Origin of the sequence: Oribacterium sp. Sow4_G1_1 (assembly GCF_052116105.1) — a bacterium.
GTDB lineage: Bacteria > Bacillota > Clostridia > Lachnospirales > Lachnospiraceae > Oribacterium.
In genome coordinates this window covers 15,260-33,843 of sequence record NZ_JBQKLS010000001.1, presented here as the reverse complement: position 1 = coordinate 33,843, position 18,584 = coordinate 15,260, and the positions used below count along the sequence as shown (strand labels likewise).

At 57.0% G+C, this 18,584-nt stretch carries 15 protein-coding genes; 5 read left to right on the top strand and 10 right to left on the bottom strand.

From position 1 onward, the window contains the following. Nucleotides 1-38: 38 nt before the first annotated feature. The 3 genes from ACTQ52_RS00140 to ACTQ52_RS00130 all read left to right on the top strand — a co-directional run bounded on the left by ACTQ52_RS00140 (nucleotide 39) and on the right by ACTQ52_RS00130 (nucleotide 3,641). Nucleotides 39-1,130, top strand: a complete 1,092-nt coding sequence (locus tag ACTQ52_RS00140; RefSeq protein WP_441981426.1) for a glycosyltransferase family 2 protein — start codon at nucleotides 39-41, stop codon at nucleotides 1,128-1,130. Next, nucleotides 1,112-2,125, top strand: coding sequence for a glycosyltransferase (locus ACTQ52_RS00135; RefSeq protein WP_441981425.1), 1,014 nt, complete (start codon nucleotides 1,112-1,114; stop codon nucleotides 2,123-2,125). Before ACTQ52_RS00140 ends, ACTQ52_RS00135 begins: the two co-directional genes overlap by 19 nt. A 61-nt stretch (nucleotides 2,126-2,186) precedes the next feature. After that, complete coding sequence (locus ACTQ52_RS00130; RefSeq protein ID WP_441981424.1) at nucleotides 2,187-3,641, top strand: lipopolysaccharide biosynthesis protein; 1,455 nt, start codon at nucleotides 2,187-2,189, stop codon at nucleotides 3,639-3,641. On the opposite strand, the gene ACTQ52_RS00125 is transcribed toward ACTQ52_RS00130, so the two are convergent. The 8 genes from ACTQ52_RS00125 to ACTQ52_RS00090 form a co-directional block, all read right to left on the bottom strand. After that, nucleotides 3,574-4,623: a glycosyltransferase family 2 protein gene (locus tag ACTQ52_RS00125; protein WP_441226504.1), complete on the bottom strand. Its 1,050-nt coding sequence runs from the start codon at nucleotides 4,621-4,623 to the stop codon at nucleotides 3,574-3,576. The two genes, ACTQ52_RS00130 and ACTQ52_RS00125, sit on opposite strands and share 68 nt — an antisense overlap. Before the next feature lie 919 nt (nucleotides 4,624-5,542). Further along, complete coding sequence (locus tag ACTQ52_RS00120; RefSeq protein WP_441226503.1) at nucleotides 5,543-6,607, bottom strand: acyltransferase family protein; 1,065 nt, start codon at nucleotides 6,605-6,607, stop codon at nucleotides 5,543-5,545. Beyond that, nucleotides 6,604-7,059 (bottom strand): DUF2304 domain-containing protein, encoded by a 456-nt coding sequence (locus tag ACTQ52_RS00115; protein WP_441226502.1) that lies wholly within the window; start codon nucleotides 7,057-7,059, stop codon nucleotides 6,604-6,606. Before ACTQ52_RS00115 ends, ACTQ52_RS00120 begins: the two co-directional genes overlap by 4 nt. Before the next feature lie 68 nt (nucleotides 7,060-7,127). Next, nucleotides 7,128-8,216, bottom strand: coding sequence for a glycosyltransferase family 2 protein (locus tag ACTQ52_RS00110; protein WP_410042875.1), 1,089 nt, complete (start codon nucleotides 8,214-8,216; stop codon nucleotides 7,128-7,130). Nucleotides 8,217-8,233: 17 nt separating this feature from the next. Continuing rightward, complete coding sequence (locus ACTQ52_RS00105) at nucleotides 8,234-9,508, bottom strand: lipopolysaccharide biosynthesis protein (protein WP_441981423.1); 1,275 nt, start codon at nucleotides 9,506-9,508, stop codon at nucleotides 8,234-8,236. Further along, complete coding sequence (locus ACTQ52_RS00100; protein ID WP_410042877.1) at nucleotides 9,501-10,202, bottom strand: glycosyltransferase family 2 protein; 702 nt, start codon at nucleotides 10,200-10,202, stop codon at nucleotides 9,501-9,503. The genes ACTQ52_RS00105 and ACTQ52_RS00100 overlap by 8 nt, the downstream gene beginning before the upstream one ends. 57 nt (nucleotides 10,203-10,259) lie before the next feature. After that, complete coding sequence (locus ACTQ52_RS00095) at nucleotides 10,260-11,282, bottom strand: ATP-grasp domain-containing protein (protein WP_410042878.1); 1,023 nt, start codon at nucleotides 11,280-11,282, stop codon at nucleotides 10,260-10,262. A gap of 132 nt (nucleotides 11,283-11,414) precedes the next feature. Continuing rightward, nucleotides 11,415-12,521 carry a DegT/DnrJ/EryC1/StrS family aminotransferase gene (locus ACTQ52_RS00090; RefSeq protein ID WP_441226499.1) on the bottom strand — a complete coding sequence of 369 codons (1,107 nt, stop codon included), beginning with the start codon at nucleotides 12,519-12,521 and terminating at the stop codon, nucleotides 11,415-11,417. Nucleotides 12,522-12,720: 199 nt separating this feature from the next. Between ACTQ52_RS00090 and ACTQ52_RS00085 the strand changes: the two genes are divergently transcribed. Beyond that, nucleotides 12,721-14,361, top strand: a complete 1,641-nt coding sequence (locus ACTQ52_RS00085; protein WP_441981422.1) for a L,D-transpeptidase family protein — start codon at nucleotides 12,721-12,723, stop codon at nucleotides 14,359-14,361. Between the two features lie 80 nt (nucleotides 14,362-14,441). On the opposite strand, the gene ACTQ52_RS00080 is transcribed toward ACTQ52_RS00085, so the two are convergent. Then, nucleotides 14,442-15,374 (bottom strand): AEC family transporter, encoded by a 933-nt coding sequence (locus ACTQ52_RS00080; RefSeq protein ID WP_441981421.1) that lies wholly within the window; start codon nucleotides 15,372-15,374, stop codon nucleotides 14,442-14,444. A gap of 129 nt (nucleotides 15,375-15,503) precedes the next feature. After that, nucleotides 15,504-16,670 (bottom strand): acyltransferase family protein, encoded by a 1,167-nt coding sequence (locus tag ACTQ52_RS00075; RefSeq protein WP_441981420.1) that lies wholly within the window; start codon nucleotides 16,668-16,670, stop codon nucleotides 15,504-15,506. Between the two features lie 291 nt (nucleotides 16,671-16,961). Between ACTQ52_RS00075 and ACTQ52_RS00070 the strand changes: the two genes are divergently transcribed. Then, nucleotides 16,962-18,530: a DUF2142 domain-containing protein gene (locus ACTQ52_RS00070; protein ID WP_441981419.1), complete on the top strand. Its 1,569-nt coding sequence runs from the start codon at nucleotides 16,962-16,964 to the stop codon at nucleotides 18,528-18,530. Nucleotides 18,531-18,584: the final 54 nt, after the last annotated feature.

Genomic DNA, 18,584 nt, shown 5'->3' with positions numbered 1-18,584 from the left:
AGCGATGAAACGAGAAACAGAAGGAGAGAAAAGACAGGATGGTCACGGTCCTTTTATGTACATATAACGGTGCGGCGTACGTCCGCGCGCAGCTTCAGTCGATCCTCGATCAGACGGTGCAGGACCTGCATGTGGTGGTGTCGGATGACGGCTCCACGGATGAGACGCTTGGCATCGTCGAGGCGATGGCAGCAGCGTATCCGGGGCGCATCACGATCCTCCGGCAGGATCCGCCGACCGGCAGCGCAGAGCGGCACTTCCTGAAGCTTCTCGTGGAGCGGGCCTACGATGTGCCGGGCAGCACAGAGACCACGACGGTCGATGCAGATCCTGTGCAGCGCGACATAAATGATGCAGCGCCGGCACCGGAGCAGCGATCGGCGGACGGGACACGCGTTCGTGCCGACTATATCATGCTGTCCGACCAGGACGATGTGTGGCTCCCGGACAAGGTCGAGAAGACGCTCGCACGTATGCAGGCGGATGAAGCGGCCTGCCGGGCCGCCGGGGAGGCCAATGCTTCCATCCTGGTGCACTGCGACTCACGTATCGTCGACCGGGAACTCCGGGAGATCGCCCCGAGCTTCGTGGCCTACCAGAAGATGACGCCGTCCCGCTGTCAGCTCCAGCAGCTGCTCGTGCAGAACAACGTCGTCGGCGGTGCCCTCATGATGAACCGTGCTCTGGCAGAGCGCATCACGGAGATTCCGGCGCACTGCGTCATGCATGATCAGTGGATCGCGCTCGTGGCGAGTGCTTTCGGACACATCGATTTCGTACCGGCGTCGCTCTATCTCTACCGACAGCACGGGGATAATGTCCTCGGCGCCGGGAAGGGCTCCCGCATCATGGAGATCCTCGGACGCTTCGGCCTCGGCCGGAAAGATGGAAAAACGAAGGCGGAGATGGATGCACACTCGCAGCGCGTGTACCGGGAGATGTTTCTCCAGGCGGAGAGCTTCCGGAGCTGCTTCGATGCAGAGCTCTCGGCGAAGCAGAAGCGGCTGCTCGACGAGTTCACCGCGATCCCGAAGCGGAGCCGGCTCGGGAAGATCCGTACGATCCTCCGCTATGGCTTTACCTATAATTTATTTCACAGGACGGTGGGCGAATGTCTCTTTATCCAGTAAATGACATCATGGTCTCGGTGTGTGTCGTGACCTACAACCATGGAAAGTATATCGGTACCTGCTTAGATCACATCCTCCGGCAGCGCCGGAAGTTCCGCATCGAGATCCTCATCCATGACGACGCCTCGACGGATGGGGCGCAGGACGTGATCCGGGCCTATCAGAAACGCTATCCGGACATCATCAAGCCGATTCTTCGGGTGGAGAATCAGTACAGCCAGGGCATCACGAACATCTCGGGTGCCTTTAATTTCCCGCGCGCGGTCGGAAAGTATGTCGCGCTGACGGACGGCGATGACTACTGGTGCGACGATTATAAGCTGCAGCGTCAGGTGGACTATATGGAGGCGCATCCGGAATGTGGCTTTACCTTCCACTCGGCGAAGGTGGTCACGGAGGATGGTGCCCTCGTGAACGGTGAGCTCATGCGTCCGTATCACACTTCCCGTGTGGTTAAACCGGCGGAGCTGGTGGATAAGGCCACCGGCAGTCCCTTCGCGAGCTTCCTCCTGCGACGTGAAATCGTCGAAAAACTGCCGGATTACTATGTGGACTGCCCGGTCGGCGACCGCCCGCTCGAGCTGATGGCGGCGGATTACGGGGACAGCTACTACTTCGATGAGCCGATGAGTGTGTACCGCTTCGGCATCCGCGGCTCCTGGACGGAAAACCAGATGAACGGGGACTATGTGGAGAAGCAGCGGAAATATGCTGCCGATATGTGGAAAATGTATCACCGCTTCGATGTGGAAACCGGTGGACGCTTCCACGAAGCCTGTGAACACGCGGGTCGACGTGTGGAATTCCTGACCGCCGTCAACACACGAAACTTCGACGTGATCTATCGGCCGGAAAATGCGGACTTCCTGCAGGAGCTGAGCCGACATGATCGCTTCTTCATCGACTTCGAGCATCGCTTCCCGAAACTGTATCATGGACTCCGCCGTCTGAAGAGCGGGGCTCCGAAGCAGATTGAAGAAAAGGGAAGCGTATAAACATAGAAAGGGCTGCCCGTCCCGCACAGTACTGCGCGGAATGGGCAGCATTCGGTATTTTATGACAGAGAATTCACTGAAATCAAAGGTGGTGCAGGGGCTCTTCTGGAAGGTGCTCGAGCAGGGCGGCTCCCAAGGCATCCAGTTCATCGTCGCCCTCGTGCTCGCGCGTCTCATGACGCCGGAGGAGTACGGTACGATCAGCCTGATCACCATCTTCATCACCATCGCGAACACCCTCGTGCAGTCCGGCTTCGCGACCGCCCTCGTGCAGGGAAAGGAGGTCGAGGACGAGGATTACTCCTCCGTCTTCTGGATCTCGATGCTGCTGTCGGTCGTGCTGTACATCGCCCTCTTCCTCGGTGCACCGTGGATCGCCGCCTACTTCCGTACACCGGTCCTCGAGGCCCTCGTCCGGGTGATGGGCTTCGTGCTCTTCCCGGGGGCCGTGGTCTCGATTCAGACCGCCTTCGTCTCCCGGAACCTGCGCTTCCGTCAGCTCTTCCAGTCGACGATGGTCGCCGTCGTGATCTCCGGCGTCGTCTCGATCGCACTTGCGATGCGGGGCTTCGGTGTCTGGGCGATGGCAGCGCAGCAGATCGTCTACTACTTCGCACTGATGCTGGTGCTGTTTGTGACGATCCGCTGGTATCCGCGCATCCTGATCCGGACAGAACGTCTCCGGAAGCTCTTCACCTTCGGCTGGAAGATCCTCGTATCCGGTCTTCTCGATACCCTCTGGCAGAACATCTACGGCCTCATCATCGGCCGGAAATATACGAGCGCTGATCTCGGGGCATATAACCGCGGGGAGCAGTTCCCGAAGATCATCTCGACGAACCTCGCGACCGCCATCCAGTCCGTGCTCCTGCCGGCCTACAGTAAGAAGCAGGACGACCCGGACACGCTGCAGCGCATGGCACGCCGTTCGATCCGACTCAGCGCCTTCGTGCTTTTTCCGATGATGGCAGGCCTCGCGGCGGTAGCGGAGCCGCTGGTGACCCTGCTTCTCACGGAGAAGTGGCTGGTGGCTGCCCCGTACCTCGTACTGCTCGCGGTGAGCTATGCGACCTATCCGATCCACATCATCAACCTGCAGGTCATGAACGCGATGGGACGCTCGGATCTCTTCCTGAAGCTCGAGATCATAAAAAAAGCACTCGGGATCGTGATCCTGGTGCTTAGTTTACCGCTCGGCATCTGGCCGATGCTCCTGTTTAAGGTGGTGGATGAGTATCTCTGCACCTTCATCAACGCCTGGCCGAATCGTGCGCTGATCGGCTACGGACCGCTCCGTCAGTGGGCCGATGTCCTGCCGAGTGCATGGATCTCCGCCGTGATGGGCGTCGTGGTCTACCTCCTGCATCGACTGCCGCTCGGGATGCTCCCGATGCTGCTTGTTCAGATGCTGGTCGGCGTGATCGTCTATCTGCTGCTGTCGCTCCTCTTTAACCGCGAGCCCCTGCAGTATATTTACGGCCTAGCTGCAGGACGTACGCCAGCGTCTGATAGATAAGAGAACACTCGATCGAGAGGTATCGCAGAAGCGGTACCTCTTTTGATTTGGCCTTTTCAAGCTGCTTTCGGGTGCGGATCCCCTCGAGGAGCCCTGCGGCATACTCCTTTCCGAAGCCTTTTCGGAGGAAAAAGAGCTGCTTCACGAGGAAACCGAGGAGAAGCGGGAGGGCGTTCACGAGGAGCATGAGCGGCGGCATGTTCTTATAGAGAAGATACACGGAGTTCCGTGCGCTGAGGCGTACCTTGAACGCGTTATACTTCGAGCCGCTCGTGCCGGAGCCGACATGCTCCACCACGGCCGTAGGGCAGTAGAGGATGCGGTAGCCATAGAGCTGTGCGCGGTAGGAGACATCGATATCCTCGAGGTAGGCGAAGTGATGCTCGTCGAAGAGACCGACCGTACGGAAGAGTGCGGTGCGGTACATCGCCGCACCGGCGCAGGCCGAGAATACGACGGCTTCCCGGTTCCAGACCGGCTTCTCGGCACACTCGCCGAGGCCATGCTGGAACTGCCAGCCGAGGAGGGTATAGGCATCGCCGGCGTCATCGATCTCGTGCGGATCATGCATCTTCACCATCTTACTGGAGAGGGCGAAGACACGACCCTTCGGATCCTGATCCATGCGCTTCTCGAGGGCCTCGATGAAGTCTGGGCGGACCTTCGTATCGTTGTTGAGCAGCAGCGTGAATTCGTAGTGCTCCTCGAGCGCCTGTCGGATGCCCTGGTTGACCGCACCGGAGAAACCGAGGTTCGCGTCGTTCAGAAGCAGCTTCCGTCGTGTTGGATCCTCCGCCTGCCACGTGCGGAGCCAGGTGATATCCTCTCCGCCGGAAGCATTGTCGATCACCAGGGTCGTAAAATCCCTCACCGTCTGGCGGGACAGCGCCTCCATGCAGTCCGGCAGGAAGCGAAGACCGTTGTAGTTCGGAATCACGACCAGGGTACGGCTCGTGTTGTGTGTGGTTTCAGATGTCGGCATAGACAGATACCTCGATTCAGATGATGGACAGGATCAGAAAACGGCAGTTACAGTTCAGGTCTCCCCCCCCACTACCTGAACTGTTACAAGCGTCATGAAAACAGATGTGGACAACACACCGGAGGGTGTGACGTTTTCATGACGCTCCTGCTAAAAGTCATATCATTATAGCATAGAAGAAACACGAATACAGGGATTCTTTTGCCATTACGGATATTTGCCGCCCCCCCTTGCTTCTCTCCAGAAGTTTGAGGCTGGTCCTCATTCGCCCCATACTGCTATGTTACATCTCTATCCAATATGTTTTGATTTTGAAATTACTGGATATGTTTTTTGGCTGCAATAATCGAAATCGATTGTAAAGTATCCACTCTTAGGCGATTTCAAAAATACTGGATACGAAAAGCCTTATTTCATAAGTGGAATCCGGGCTCGAGTATCCAGTATTTAAAAAAAGAAGTTATATTGGATATCTGCTTAAAGAAATGCTTCTATGAAGCTCAAAATATATATCCATTATTTGAAAAACCGAGGGAAAATGGATAGTACGCTTATATGCGTATGTCTGATTTCGCGGAAAAGTATCCAATAAGTGCCTTATTTCAAAATTATGGATATTTTAGCTCTGTGCACAAAAATGATAAACGATGTTGAAAATATCCACGATTTCAAAATCAACCAGTTATTGGATAGTACCATCAATCTTTGTCTAATTTACCTGGCTGGACTGTTACTCTGCGCCGGGGCAATTTGACTAAAAAGCCACGCTGGTGTTGACAGACGGATGAAATTCCAGAAATCAGCATTGCCCATGTTGCCAGATGACCTGGTTATCGTAAATAACGACAGGCTGCCCCACGATCGGTTTTCACCGTTCGTGGGGCAGCCTGCGTTTTGAATCTAGATCAACTGAGCTTTCTTATCGGGTATTTTTCCAGCGTGCGCCGATGCGGTCGAGGATCCATCCGGCGAGGACGGAGACGGCGAGGGGCACTAGGGTGTAGAGCATCCAGTAGTGCTCGGACAGTGGTGACGGGTAGCCGCTCAGGTCCATCGCCGGGTTTCGGAAGTACAGCTTTCGGAGAAACATGTCGAGCATCTTGAAGACGAAGATGTGAAAGGCCATGACGTCGAAGCTGTGGCGACCGATGTAGGCGAGGGCTTCGCCGATTTTTGGTGGCAGCTTCTCGATCAGCAGCGTCAGCATCAGGGTGAAGACGGTGCCGATGGCGGTGCCGACGAAGAACCAAGCCCCGTGCACACTGCGGGCAGAGAGGTCGAACCAGATGCCGCTTTTCACGAAGAGCTTCAGTGCGATGAAGCTCACGACGAGCAGTCCGAGGGCGAGCGGTCCGCGGATCTTCGTCGCGAAGTCACCGGCATACTTCCGGAGGAAGTAGCCCTCGGCGAAGAGCGGCAGTACGAAGAACGAAAGCTCGAAGCCATAGAACAGGCGGATGCCCTGCCCGATGAAGTAGTAGCCGATGCCCATGCCGAGAAGTGCACAGAGCACGATGATTCCATCCTTCATGCGTCCAATGCACCGCGCCAGCCACACCACGCCGCCGAAGAGCGCCGCGCCGAGGATCCATACCGGCACGAACCACATCGGTCCGGCGAGAAGCTCGGGGGACTGGAAGATCATCCCGTGAAAAAGGGAGGTCAGCATCTCGGGAAGTGCGTAGTGCACATCCGTCCCCGGAGCCATCAGGCCGTGCTTCACCATGTAGTTATGCGTGAGCGCGAGGAAAATGCTGTAGACCGTATAGCGTGGCCAGGCACCCTCGATGCGCTTCTGCAGGAAGGTGAAGGGCTGGTCACCGTACTTCATCTCGTTATACAGGAAGCCGGTCACGAAGAAGAACAGCTCGAGATGGAAAAGGTACACGAAGGCACCGCCATGTCCGGTATGACCGAAGACGATCATGATGATGGCGAGGCCCTTGAAGATATCCCAGTAGAGGCTTCGTCCGGTGGTCTTCATGCGTTTTTCTCCTCCATACACGTTTCTGCATGTCTGCTCGACGAGGATGCTGTATCCTGAGCTCGCGTTGCGCGATCACATCCGCACCCCTCTGCCGACGCTTCCGTCCGTTCATCCCGCGCATCCTTGTCGCGGAGGGCGAGCTCCTGCACGAGCTTCCGAATCTTATCCTCCAAGGTGCTGATCCGCATGCTCATCGAGAACATCCGCATCAGCAGGATGAAGATCATGAAGAGGAAGAGGAAGTTTGCCGTGGAGTAGATGCCAAGCAGACGTGCCAGGGTATCCGGCACGACCGGGAACAGGGCGAAGACGACAAACATCATCGCGAGGAGGATCCAGAAAATGGAGTCCTCGATCGTAAGCTTCGCCTTCTGTATTCGTTTGAGAACCGTCGCGAGTGTGCCGATCGAGACTACGACCAGTACCACGCGGAAGAGGGGGGTCATCATCGCGTTTCTTCCTTTCATACTATGCCGAACGCCGACGCACGAAGGCACGGTCACGGCAGGTTTTCACTTTATCTGTTCTTTCGGTCGCCGCTGTGATCGCCGTTTTCCTCGATGCATCTGCCTGCATACGCCCAGTAGCGCGGGTTCATCGTGCAGCGGAGCACCATCCGGCGAGACAGCTTCCGGTAGTTGCGGCCCATGCGGAAGCCGAGGTACTTGCAGCCTGATTTCCAGACGAGGTTCGGTACGGTGAAGAGGCGGCCATGACGGAGGAGGTCCTTTGCATTGCCGAGCACCAGCTTCACGCCCTCGCCTTCCGAGCGAAGCCCCGCGAAGATCTCCGGGTGATCCGCCTGCGACACGCCGAGGTCGAAGTTCCGGTGGAACTGCTGGCAGCCGCTGTAGTGATGCGCATGGTAAACCTCCGCCGAGGCCTCGTATGCACTCGCGTAGCCCGCCTGCAGCAGCTTCCCGCAGTAGATCATATCCTCGTTAAAAATCGTATGATCGATGAAGCCGCCGAGCCGGTCGAAGATGTCGCGGCGGTACATGCAGCAGACGTTTGACTCGAAGTAGGTCTTGATACCCAGCCGCGCGATGTCCTGCTGCGTCTTCACGAAGGACTGCGCCGGGTAGTTGAACTGCCGCGCATACTGCTCGTCATAGGAGCTCTCCTGCGTCGCGAGCTGCCGGCCATAGACCGCACCGATCGGGCCGCGGGCTGCCTTTCCGTGTCCAATGTCTCCATCGGCATACCCGTCCGCAGTGTCTGTTTCTCCCAAAAGCGCCGTGTCATCCGCAGATGCAGGCACCGGTGCCGCGTCCTTATACGGGTCCGTCTCGAAGACACGCACCAGCCTCTCGACGAGGGTGGTATCCTTCGGTACTGCGTCCTCGGTCATCATGAGAAAAAGCTCTGCATCCGACTTCGACACGCCGAGGTTCCGGCTCGCGCCGTGATCGAACTGATCCTTCCGGATATGCGTCACCGAGATGCGTGCATCCTCCGGAATCAGCGCCGGATCGAGGAGTGATTTTTCGGTATTGATGATGATGATGTTCTGTATCGGGTAGCTCTGCCGGAGAAGCAGCTCCAGCAGCTTCCGAAGCTTCTGATCCGGCTTATAGCTCGGGATGATGACATCCACACTGTACATGTCGTTTCCTCATTTCATTAAATATTTTTCATCCTCCGAAGTGTGACGGAGACGAAGAGGCTGAACAGCACCAGCAGCCCGCCCATCAGCAGTACATAGCTGATGGCACCGCCGAGCATGCCCCGGGCCGCCACCATGCGGTCGGCGCTCACGAAGGCGAGTACCGTCGTGAGGAGATAGCACAGGAAGATCCGGCGCTGCTCGCGCACCGTCACGAGAATATAGTACATCACATTGGCCATCGCATAAAGCGCGCCGCCGAGAATGATCAGCAGGAAGGACGGGAAGGCCGGCACGAGACGACCGGTCGCACTCGCTCCGAGGATGAGCTCGAAGATGCCGAGGCCCCAGCGGCCGAGAAGCAGTGTCGCCGCGAGGATGCCGAGGCTGAGAAACATGACCGCCCGCACCATGACCCGGACGGAGGCGCAGAAGCCCTCCGTATCCCGCGCCGTAAACTGATCTGCCAGACGTGTAAGCATTGGCCGGATCAGAAAGTTCGCCAGCAGATAGATGAAGGAGGTGGGCATAAACAGGATGTTAAAAAAGCCGGAATCTGCGTTCGACATCTGACGATCGATCGCGTACTTCGACGCGGAGAAGATGTAGAAGTCGAGGAATACGCCGAAAAACAGGAGGCTCGTGCTGCGGAGAAGTGTTCCGGCATGCGTCCAGGAGAACTGTGTATCGAGCTGTCCCTTCTGGCAGGCACGCAGCACGCGGATCGCGAAGGCCCAGGTGCCGAAGAGCTGCATGAGATCGGCGAGCAGGACGCTCGTAAGCAGACTGCCACTCAGGAGGAGGCTGCCGAGCAGGGTCACGACCGAGAGGCTCGTACGGAAGGCGAGCGACTGGCCGCTGCGGTACAGCAGGTTCTGGCGCTGCAGCTCCGACTCATAGACATCTGCATAGCCGTCGATGATCTTATACAGGGCGAGCAGCAGGAGGATGAGCGCCTTATGCAGGCTGTACTGTCCTGTGCCGAGCTGGACGCCGAGAAAGAGGAGACTTCCGAGGACCGCGAGCAGTGAGGTCAGGCGGCGGGTGCCGAGGTAATCACCGAAACTGTATTCCGGTGTCCGGTCCGTGATATGAAACGGGCGGATGCCGAAGTAGGCGACGATAAACATCTGCTGCCCCAGGGTGGAGAAGCCGAAACCAAAAATACCGCCCTCGTCGTCCCCGGCGATCCGGATGACGGCAAAGGCGAGCACGATGGAGGCCAGCGCGTAGAGAAGACTGCCGACGGCGTTCCACAGAAAATCCTTTTTCTGATTGTTTTCGTTATTCATAGCTTTCTCTTTTTCGTGCGCCCTGCACCAGCAGGATCGACACCAGCATGCGCGCCATGTAGCGGGCTGCGGTGAGCGGACGCAGGTAGGATTCACCAGACAGACGAGCGTTGATTTGGATCGGTGCCTCCGTGATGCGCGCACCATTTTTCATGAGATAGGAAATCGTATCCGGCTCCGGGCCGTAGTTCATACGGTAGGCAAAGCAGGAGATCATCCGGCGGCTGTACATCCGGAGTCCGCAGGTCGGGTCCGTCACATGGACACCGGTCGTGAGCCGGATCGCGCCGGTGATCAGGCGGGAACCGATCTCCCGCATGCTGCCGCCCTTCTTCTGGTCGAGAAAACGGGAGCCGAGGACGATATCGTAGTCCCCCTCCTGCATCTTCTCGTAGAGTGCGCGGATGTCCTCGGCACGGTGCTGACCATCGCCGTCAAACTGTACCGCATAGCGGTAGCCACGACGTGCCGCGTACTGCATTCCGGTCTGAAAGCAGCCCGCGAGGCCGAGGTTTGTCGGCAGTGCGACATAGTTATAGTGCTTCTCCTCGCAGAGTGCGATCGTGCCATCGGTCGAGCCATCCGATACGATCAGATAATCCATCGGAAAGTCCTGCGTCTCGATGTTCTCGATGACCCGCGGGAGGTTCCCGGCTTCGTTGTACGCCGGGATGATAAGTAGTACATCATTCATACGTTAAACACTTCTGCCATCACTGGCAAGCCACGCCCTGACTGTGGGCGATGGAGATCACATCCTGAATTCCTGATATTTTCTGGTCATGAAGCCCGTCACCGGTTTCTCTTCTCCACTGATTTCACCACCGTCGAAAATCGCGAGATGCATGTGCACCGCCGGTACCTCCGCGAGCTCCGTGAAAGCGACACCACCCGCGAAACGCGGGTTACACTCGATGAAATAGTAGATGCCGGAGCCCTCGCCCCGGATGAACTCGAAGTTCACACAGCCGAGAATCTCCGCCCGCGCTGCGATCGCGCGGCAGGTTGCCTCCAGTACCGGATCCTCAAACACGCGTACCGAAAGACCTGCGCCGTTCGGTGTACGCAGCAGCTCCTCACGCGGAACGGCGGTACAGTGACCGGCGGCATCACGAATCACATCCACGGTGATGACATGTCCTTTAATCATCGGTTGCACGAGATAGTGCTCGAGGCTGGTATCCTCAAGCTTCGTCGGGTCCATAATACTCGAAAACGCGAAGCCGAGCTGATCCTCCTGGTAGATGCGGTAGAGCCCACTGGAGCTGCGGCCATCGACCGGCTTCAGGATGATCGGATAGCTGACCGTCTCGAAATCGATCTCCGAGGCACGCTCGGTCGGAATCGTCCGAACCGCTGTCCGAATCTCCTCCGGGCTCTCGTCGAGCACCCCGTCCACGAGCGTCTTCATCTCGAATTTATCACGCAGGATACGGATGCTCTTCTCCGGCGACATACAGATCCGGCAGTCCCCGGTCTCGATCTCCGCACGATGCCGATTCAATGCATCGACCTCCACATCGATGAGCGGCAGGATACGGCTGACCTGCTCCCGGGTGCAGATGTCCCGGATAAAGTCGATGTACTTCTCCTCCTCACTCGCATACGGTGCCTGATAAAAGGCGTCCACCATGAGGGAGGCCGCCACCCAGTCTGCTTCATATATATCCGTGCCGATGATGCGCCAGCCCTCCTGACGCAGTGTCCGGATCACCGTATCGGCACTGAAGGAGCCGATCGCCGTGACCAGGGCGGTACGCTGTGTTGTATTCATACGATCACCTTTCTCACCGCGAGGCTCCCCCGCGGTATCTATCTACAGAGCCCTGCGTGCCGTGGTTCCGATCATGTATCTGAGGTCAATGTCGGAGATCCGGCCACATCATCATGCAGCGGCAGTGGCTCTCTATCCGAGGATGATGCTGCAGATCCGGTCCACATCCTCGAGTGCGAGATCCGGATACATCGGCAGGGTCAGGATCTCCTGGCTCACCAGCAGTGCATGTGGTGTATCCTTCACATCATAGTGATCCTGGTAACAACTGTAGGCATTGATGCAAGGATAGAAGTACTTCCGGGCACGGATATTTTCCGCCTTCAGACGGTCGAAAATCTCGTCCCGCGTGTACGTATAGTCATGGAAGCGTACCGGCATATAGGCATAGTTCGATTTTACGTTCGACGGAATCTCCGGGAAAGTGATGCCCGGAACATCCGCGAGATGCGCGCGGTAGCGCTCGAACACGAGCTTCCGCTTCGCGATGTACTCGTCCACATGACGCAGATTGCAGAGGCCCATCGCCGCCGCAAACTCGTTCATCTTTCCGTTGCCGCCGACCGACGCGACCTCCTCCTGCCCGAGGATACCGAAGTTTTTCAGCTCGTAGAGCTTCTCCATCAGCGCTGGATCCGGTTTTCCGGTCGTGACGGCGCCACCCTCGATGGAATTAAAGACCTTCGTCGCATGGAAGGAAAACATCGAGGCATCACCGAAGGTGCCGACCCCCTGTCCGTCCAGCTCCTCGCCGAAGGTATGGGCGGCATCATAGATGACCTTCAGATGATGGCGGTCCGCAATCTTCTGAATCCGGTGAACATCGCAGATGTTTCCATAGACATGCACCGGCACGATCGCGCTGGTGCGCTCGGTGATCAGGGACTCAAGCTGATCGACATCGATCGTATAGTCCCGCATGTTGATATCACAGAAGACCGGCGTGAGGCCGTTCCGCACGATTGCATGGGTCGTGGAGGCGAAGGAAAACGGTGTCGTGATGACCTCGCCATGGAGGTCCATCGCCTGCAGCAGAAACTCCAGCGCACTGTGTCCGTTCACGAAGAGCTGCACGGATCCGACCTTCAGATAGTCCTGAAGCTTCGCCCGAAGCGTCTCGTGGTACTCGCCCATATTGGTAAGCCACGCTGTGTCCCAGATATGCTGCAGCAGCTCCTCGTACTCGGAAAGCGGCGGCAGACTGGCACGCGTGACGTTGATGATTTTTGAATCACTCATGATTTTTTCTCCTGCCGCTTCTGCGGCTTCGCCGATGTAAAAATTACGAATTTCCTACGAAATTTCGACATTCTGACGAACTCGTTACGATTCTATAATATTGCATTTAAAATGTAAACCCGGGGTGGAAAGCGCTCGGCTTTTGTGTTATCTTTTAGGCAGAAAATTTAACCATTTTAAATCTTGGAGGATTTAATGTATGAGTATGAAGCGTACACTTGCGATCGTGGCCGCTGCCGCTATGATGATGGCACAGCCGCTGACCACCCTCGCTGCCACACCGGGCGATAACCTGACCCCGCAGTTCGAGATCCATGACGCGGGCACCACGGCCACGGTGGATTTCTCAAATCAGACCAGCGGCACGACGACCGCTCCGGCCGCTACACAGGCACCGGTAAGCACCGTCGTTCCTGCTGGTACCACCGCACCGGGCACGGTGCTGCCGGATGCTGCACAGACCACAACCGATGCGGCTGCTGCAACCACCGGTATGACCGCCAGCACCGGAAATAAGATCCTGCCGAAGATCAATCCGGTCGTGGAGACGATCCGTCCATACATGATGGTCGACAGCACGGGTGACATGCAGGCGGATCCGGTACTCAACCTGATCCCGCTCGCCACCTATTTCATCAAGGATGCGAACGGCAACCGTATCGACTGGGCAACCACCGTACAGAACGAGTCCTTCGCCTATGCACCGAACGGCTTCACCAGCTTCTCTCTGGAGCACGCCGGCATCGCCCGCTGGTACTACAGAACCTATAACGCTACTGCCGGCTGGGGTCCATGGGCCACATCGAAGGAAAACACACCGAACCAGGGTGTCGTATCTGCGATGCAGCTCCGTGTAAAGGGTAACTCTCATAAGTATGGCACCCTGTACTACAGAGCCGTCCTGAACGACGGTACCATCACCGACTGGGCACGTGAGGGCCAGGCCGTCGGTGTTGTCGGTGATTCGAACCGCTACATCTGCGCGATCAAGCTCGCGTACTGGCGCAAGGACGTTCAGTTCCCATATGAGACCACCAAGCCGCTGGACAATGCAAACAACGAGGGTGTCATCATCACCTCGGAGGGCGCACGCTACATCACCGGTGATGGCCGTGCCTATACCGGCTGGGGCTTCGATGAGGATTCGAACCAGTACTACTTCGTCGATGGTGTCGCGGTCACCGGCTGGCATGCCGTCGATGGCTACAACATCTACTTCGATGAGAAGGGTGTCGCACTGAAGGATCTCTCCGGCGTCATGGGTGCACAGTCCAGCTACGCGATCCGCATCAACAAGGCGACCAGAACCGCCTATGTCATGACGAAGGATGAAAGCGGCAACTTCACCATCCCGTATAAGACCCTGATGGTCACCGTCGGTACGGATACACCGCTCGGCTCCTTCAAGATCTACGCGAAGTACAGATGGCACTTCATGCATAAGGGCTGCTACTGCCAGTTCCTGAGCCGCTTTAACGGACCGTACCTGCTCCACTCGCTGCTCTACAGCTCACCGGATCACAACACGCTCGACGCCATCAACTATAACTACATGGACGACGCGGTTTCCGGTGGATGCATCCGTCTGAAGGCCGTCGACTGTGCATGGATCTACAACAACTGTGGAAACGGCACACCAGTCATCATCTACAACGATATGTGGGATAAGGGCCCGATCGAGAAGGATGCCATCGAGCAGCCGATCCCGAGAGAGCAGACCTACGATCCGACCGATCCGGTTGTAACCGCACAGCAGGATGCTGCTGCACGCGCCGCGGAAGAGCAGGCCGTGAAGGAAGCAGAATCCGCTGCCGCAGCCGGTCAGGGCGAACCACAGTAAACCAGATTTCCGATTCAATAGTATAAATAACGCAGTCTGCCCCACGAACGGTGTTCACCGATCGTGGGGCAGACTCTTTTTTACTTTAGTGTTTCATATAAGAAGACCATGCACGGCATGGTGAAGATCGAGAGCAGGGTCGTGAGGACGTAGAGCGAGCTTGCGTAGGCGGCGTCGCGGTCATACAGCTGGGCCATTGAGGTGATGGTGGCACAGGCCGGCGTGATGGATGGCAGGAAGACGGTGAGCAGGATGGCGTCGGCATGTGGTATCTGCGCGAGATCGAGAAACGGCTTCATAAGAAGCAGTGCGAGGAGCGGATAAACCATGAGGCGCAGCACGACGGTCACATAGTTGTGCCGTGTCAGTACGATGCGCTTCAGTGGCGTTTCGGCGATCGCCATGCCGGCGAGGATCATGCCGGTCGGACCGATCATGTTGTTCATCATCACGAGGACATCCTGGACACTGCCCGGCAACTCGATGTGCAGAAGGAAGAGGATGACACCGACGAGGATCGAGAGGATGTTTACGTTCAGCAGCACCTTTTTCCAGTCGATTTTCTTTTCCTCACAGAGCAGGAACTTGCCATGGCTCCAGAGGAGGATGAGCTGGATCGCCACGAAGGCACTGCAGTAGATGACGTACTCCTGTCCGAGAAGCACCTGCACCAGCGGGATGACGAGGATGCCGGCGTTCGGATAGATGCAGCTCGCCTGCTCGATGGCGTTCAGGTGCAGCAGCTTCCGCAGTGGGATCGTGATGACGAGAAACAGGATATGAACTGCAACCGCGGCCACGCAGGCCAGCGCGAGTCCCTTCTGCACCTCCGGCGTCGCCTCCACCTGGAAGGCGTTGATGATGACACAGGGCATGATGAGATAGACGAGCACGACCGACAGCGCTTTACTGTCGGAGGCCTTTAAAAGACCGAGCTTCACGATGGCGTAGCCCATCAGCATGATGGCAAACAGCTTCAGAATCTGAAGCGCAAGTAATAGACTGATCTGCATGATATGTTCCTTTCGTGCATCGATGAGGATGCACATGATGTAGTGGCTTATCCGATGCCGATGTATGGACGTGCAGCTGAGTGCAGACCATGAATCCTGATTTTCGGCATCATCTGATGTACCGTTCTATCACATTGCGAGGCGCGCGGTGATTTTTTTTACGATTTTATCCTGAAGCTTCCCTATGCTCTGCTCATAGAGCCAGGATGTGAGGAAGAGGGCCGCGAAGCTCACCACCGTGAGGATCACGAATACCTTCGAGTAGGAGATGCGATTCACGAGACGGAGGTAGAGATGGAGTGACAGACTCGCGATGAGCGGGAAGTGTACGAGGTATACCGCGAAGTTCATCGGCGCGACACGCTTCAGTGGGGCCCACTCGAGTGCACGTTGGAGCGGCGGGCAGTTCATGACACCGACGATGAGGCTGAAGCTGAACAGCATGACCCAGTAGGCGCTCCAGATAAACACTGGGGCGATCGCCGGACAGTGTGCACGGAAAAACGGATACAGTACGCGCTGCAGGCCACCGGCATCCAGGGCGATCGGGAGCAGCACGAGCAGCAGGAAGAAGAAGCGGAGCAGGGGGTGCCCGTCTTTTTCGTGCTGTGTAAGCCACGCCTTCAGTGCGTCATCCAGCTTTCGGAGGATGAGCCCCATCAACACGAGATGCACATGGAAGAAGTTCGGCTCCGGCAGATGGAAAAAGCTGTAAACGAAGACCGCAAGGCAGCTGAACTGAAAGAGGCGGAGCGGAAGCTTCTGCTCCACTGCGTTATACAGGTAGATGATGCAGGTGCCGAGCAGAATGTACTTCATCATCCAGAGCGGACCGTTCAGATCCCCGTCCAGGGTGACGGTGGCGCGGAGCAGCTCCGGGATCGTCGGTGCATGCGTGTAGTAGGTCGCGAGCCAGGCGTTGTGCAGCAGTGCACTTGCCTCCGCCGTCGGATAGCCCACGGTATAGTACAGGATAAACGCGACGAGATTGATGAAGAAAAACGGCACCACGAAGCGAAGATAGCGCGCCAGCAGCTGCGGCAGCAGATGCTGCGCCCTCGTTCGTTTGAACGACGCGAGATAACCGGACAGGATACAGAAACCATACAGCGCGAGGCTCGAATCCAGCAGCACCGACAGCGGATACATAAACAGCCGCTCGAGCTCCTGCCGCAGCGCCGGTCGCGGATCACACAGCGTCCAGAACACCCCCGCCAGATGCGCCCAGAAAATCATCAGACAAAAAATATATTTTAAAGAATCAAGATAGTATAAACGCTTCGATGAAGTTCCCATAATCATTTCCTTTATTTATAGTGATCATCATTAATGTAGTAAAAATTGCCTGAATGCGCAATATATAGTAAAATGACTTCGTTTATAAATGTCGTCACGCACAGGAAACCGGAGATGAAGCCCGCTTAATTGCGCATTCAAAGAACAGGTTCTATCGGATCGTCCGTGGATGACATACAGGCTTGCCTGTTATGGCAGCCACGAACGATCCGAAAGGTTCTGTACTTTGAACTAAGTGAGTAGCGGGCTTCATCTCCGATTTACGTCCGAGAATAATACAGAAGGAATTATATGCTGCATCTTTTTCAGAGTTTCATCGGCACCGGCGATCAGTTCCTGATCGGCCGTTTCGTCTGCCTGATGATCGCGCTATGCGTGATCATCGCGACCTGCCTCTGCCTGTTTAAAAAATCCAGATGGAAGCTTCACCAGATCTACTTCATCGCGGTGTTCTCAATGGGGCTTGTTTTCATGTGCACACTTCCGCCGCTTTCCGCACCGGACGAGATCCTGCACTTCACCGGAGCCTATGCGCTGTCTAACCAGATGATGGGGCAGTCGGTCCGGGATGAAGACGGCCACGTCCGCATCCGCGAGGAGGACGAGTACCTCGTCAACTGGCCGGGCGACGATGACCCATGTAAAGCTACGGTGCTCGGGCAGACACTTGACCGCTCGGTGTATGAAGCGATGCATGAGAAGGGCCTTTTCCACGCGACGGAGACCGGGACCAGTATCACGTTGCAGCAGCCGGTGAAGACGACCCCATGTGCGTACCTCCTGCCGGCCCTCGGCATCACCCTCGCCCGCCTTCTGAAGCTCAGCGCCGTCGGCCTCGTGCTGCTCGGCCGCTTCATGAACCTCCTCCTGTTTGCGACCCTCGGCGCGATGACCGTCCGCCGTACGCCGATCGGAAAAGAGCTCTTCTTCGCGATCTCGCTCTTTCCGATGACCCTTGAGCTCGCTGGTAGCTACAGCTACGACAGCTATATCATCGCGCTCAGCTTTTATCTGACCGCCGTGATCCTCGATCTCGCGCTCGCGAAGCCATCGACCGGTATCACGCGGAAAAACGTGATCGAGCTTTCCGCACTCGCGCTGCTGCTGTCCCCGTGCAAGATGATCTACGCGACGCTCTTCCTTCTCTGCCTCCTGATCCCGGTTCAGAAGTGGGGCGCGAGGCCGTGGCCGAAGTGGATCCTGTCCGTACTCCTCATCGGTGCGCTGATCGTCGGCTCCATCCTTCTCGTGAATTTCCGGGAGGTCCTCCGTTATGTCAATGCTTCCGGCGTGACACAGGCACCGGAATTTACCTCTTCCGGCGACGTGAACACAGTGAAGCTACATGACCTCGCCGAGCTCATCCATGACCGGACGCTCGTGTTCCGCATCATACGGAATACACTTCAGATCCTGGGTGGACAGTTCCTCGGTACGACCGTCGGCATGTGGCTCGGCGCCTTCGACCGGGGACTGGCGACGCCAGTGCCGATGCTTGTGCTCTTCTGGACAGGTACACTGCTGCTGGCCATCACCGGACGCCGGGAGGAACCGACACTGTCCATCCCACGGAGAGTGTGGATGGTTCTCGTATTTCTGCTCCTCGGCTTCATCCTGATGGTCAGCATGCTGCTCGCCTATACACCGGCGGATACCTTCTATATCCTGGGCGTTCAGGGACGCTATTTCCTGCCGTTCCTTCCGGTTCTGCTGCTGGCATTTCGTACACCACGGCTCCACCGCCTGCGGGTGATTGGCCGCGTCGGCATCGGGCTCGACGCACTGCTTCTCAGCGTGATGCTGCTGATGGATGCACTCGTGCTCCTCGGCTGTTTCCTCACCGTTGTGCAGCGGGCCTGAAAGGTGGTATAATAAAGTGTTCACATAAACACAGGAAGATGGAAAGAATAAACT